We start from the raw sequence: 2,949 nt of genomic DNA, 5'->3' as shown, positions 1-2,949 counted from the left end.
GCGGGCTTTACCGACGAGGCCTATCGCAAGGCGGGCGTCGAGGTGGTCGACAGCGCCGAGGCCCTCTTTGCGTCGGTAGACGTCATCGCCAAGGTGCGCCCGCCGGAAGCGGGCGAGATCGACCGCCTGTCCGCCGGCAAGACGCTGATTTCCTTCTTCTACCCCGCCCAGAACACAGCGCTTCTGGAACAGGCGAGGGACAAGGGCGCGACCGTCATCGCCATGGACATGGTGCCGCGCATCTCGCGCGCCCAGAAGATGGATGCGCTCTCCTCCATGGCCAACATCGCCGGCTATCGCGCCGTGATCGAGGCCGGCAACAATTTCGGCCGCTTCTTCACCGGTCAGGTGACGGCGGCGGGCAAGATCCCGCCGGCAAAGGTGCTGGTCATCGGCGCGGGCGTGGCGGGTCTCGCCGCCATCGGCGCCAGCGTGTCGCTGGGCGCCATCACCTATGCCTTCGACGTTCGCCCGGAAGTGGCCGAACAGATCGAAAGCATGGGCGCGGAGTTCGTGTTCCTCGATTTCGACGGCCCGGCCCAGGATGGCGCGGCGACCGGCGGCTATGCCGCTCCCTCCTCGCCGGAGTTCCGCGAGAAGCAGCTCGCCAAGTTCCGCGAACTGGCGCCCGACATCGATATCGTCATCACCACCGCGCTCATTCCGGGCCGCGATGCGCCGAAGCTGTGGCTGGCCGATATGGTCGCCGCCATGAAGCCGGGTTCGGTCATCATCGACCTTGCCGCCGAACGCGGCGGCAATTGCGACCTCACCGTCGCCGACCAGCGTGTCGTCTCCGACAGTGGCGTCATCGTCATCGGCTACACCGATTTCCCGAGCCGCATGGCCGCACAGGCCTCGACGCTTTACGCCACCAACATCCGCCACATGCTGACGGACCTGACGCCGGGCAAGGATGGCGTCGTCGTCCACAACATGGAAGACGACGTGATCCGCGGTGCGACCGTCACCTTCGAAGGCGCGATCACCTATCCGCCGCCGCCGCCGAAGATCCAGGCGATCGCCGCCCAGAAGCCGAAGGAGAAGGTGAAGGAGCCGACGCCGGAGGAAAAGCGCGCGGCCGAGGCCGCCGCCTTCAAGGCGGAAACGCGGAACCAGATCGGGTTGATTGCCATCGCCACGGTGCTTCTGCTCATCGTCGGCGCCTGGGCGCCGGCCAGCTTCATGAGCCACTTCATCGTCTTCGTGCTTGCCTGCTTCATCGGCTTCCAGGTCATCTGGAACGTGTCGCATTCCCTGCATACGCCGCTGATGGCGGTGACGAACGCCATTTCCGGCATCGTCATTCTCGGCGCGCTTCTGCAGATCGGTTCGGGCAACGGACTGGTCGTCCTTCTCGCGGCCCTTTCGGTGCTGATCGCCACGATCAACATCGTCGGCGGCTTCCTCGTCACCCGGCGCATGCTCGCCATGTTCCGCAAGTCGTGAGGGGGAGAACACGATCATGACCATCGGTATCGTTTCTGCGGCCTATGTTTCCGCCGCCGTCCTCTTCATCCTGTCGCTCGGCGGTCTTTCCGGTCAGGAAAGCGCCAAGCGTGCTGTCTGGTACGGCATTGTCGGCATGGCGCTCGCCGTCATCGCCACCATCTTCGGCCCCGGCATCGGGCACTGGTTCATCATCGTGCTGATGATCGCCGGCGGTTCCGTCCTCGGCTATTACGTGGCCAGCCGCGTGCAGATGACCGAGATGCCGCAGCTTGTCGCGGCCCTTCACTCATTCGTCGGCCTCGCCGCCGTCTTCATCGGCTATAACGCCCATGTCGAGGCCGGCCGCGTCGCCGCCATGGACGAGACGGCCCGCGCCGCGCTCGAAGGCTTCTCGGCCATCCTCGCCCACAAGGACGCGGTGGAACTCGCCATCATGAAGGTCGAGGTCTTCCTCGGCGTCTTCATCGGCGCGGTCACCTTCACCGGCTCGGTCGTCGCCTTCGGCAAGCTGGCCGGCAAGGTGGACGGCAAGGCGAAGAAGCTGCCCGGCGGGCATCTGCTCAACGCCGGCGCCGCCCTTCTTTCCGTCATCCTGCTCATCGCCTATTTCAACGGCGCGGGCGCCTGGACGCTCATCCTGATGACGCTGGCCGCCTTCTTCATCGGCTATCACCTCATCATGGGCATCGGCGGCGCCGACATGCCGGTCGTCGTGTCCATGCTGAACTCCTATTCCGGCTGGGCGGCCGCCGCCATCGGCTTCACGCTCGGCAACGATCTGCTGATCGTCACCGGCGCGCTGGTCGGCTCCTCCGGCGCGATCCTCTCCTACATCATGTGCAAGGCCATGAACCGCTCCTTCGTTTCGGTCATCCTCGGCGGCTTCGGCGGCACGGCGGGACCGGCGATGGAAATCTCCGGCGAACAGGTCGCCATCGACGCCGATGGCGTGGCCGCGGCCCTCAACGATGCCGACAGCGTTATCATCGTTCCGGGCTACGGCATGGCGGTGGCGCAGGCGCAACAATCCGTCTCCGAACTGACGCGCAAGCTGCGGGCGGCGGGCAAGACGGTGCGTTTCGCCATCCATCCGGTGGCCGGTCGTCTGCCCGGCCACATGAACGTGCTTCTGGCCGAAGCGAAGGTTCCCTACGACATCGTTCTGGAAATGGACGAGATCAACGAGGACTTCCCCTCGACCGACGTCGTCATCGTCATCGGCTCCAACGACATCGTCAACCCGGCCGCACAGGACGATCCGAACTCGCCGATCGCCGGCATGCCGGTTCTCGAAGTGTGGAAGGCAAAGCTCGTGATCGTCTCCAAGCGCGGCCAGGGCACCGGCTATTCCGGCATCGAGAACCCGCTGTTCTACAAGGACAACACCCGCATGTTCTACGGCGACGCCAAGAAGAGCCTCGACGCCCTCCTCCCTCTCATCGACTGAACCAGACCGCTCAAACAAAGGGCCCCGGTTCACAAACAACCGGGGCCATT

General features: G+C 65.1%; 2 protein-coding genes. Both read left to right on the top strand.

Annotated elements, in window-relative coordinates:
• Nucleotides 1-1,449, top strand: a 1,449-nt coding sequence (locus GGQ66_RS22815; protein ID WP_183796023.1) for a Re/Si-specific NAD(P)(+) transhydrogenase subunit alpha, incomplete at its 5' end; no start/stop codon positions are given.
• Between the two features lie 16 nt (nt 1,450-1,465).
• Complete coding sequence (locus tag GGQ66_RS22810; protein ID WP_183796021.1) at nt 1,466-2,899, top strand: NAD(P)(+) transhydrogenase (Re/Si-specific) subunit beta; 1,434 nt, start codon at nt 1,466-1,468, stop codon at nt 2,897-2,899.
• Nucleotides 2,900-2,949 lie beyond the last annotated feature (50 nt).

The organism is Allorhizobium borbori (assembly GCF_014196535.1).
GTDB classification, from domain to species: Bacteria; Pseudomonadota; Alphaproteobacteria; order Rhizobiales; family Rhizobiaceae; genus Ectorhizobium; species Ectorhizobium borbori.
The sequence above is the reverse complement of the archived record's forward strand: the minus strand, read 5'-3'. Positions and strand labels throughout refer to the sequence as shown.

Bases quoted from the DNA above. Each gene is read 5' to 3' on its own strand.
- GGQ66_RS22810 (WP_183796021.1), top strand. From the start codon at position 1,466: ATGACCATCGGTATCGTTTCTGCGGCCTATGTTTCCGCCGCCGTCCTC.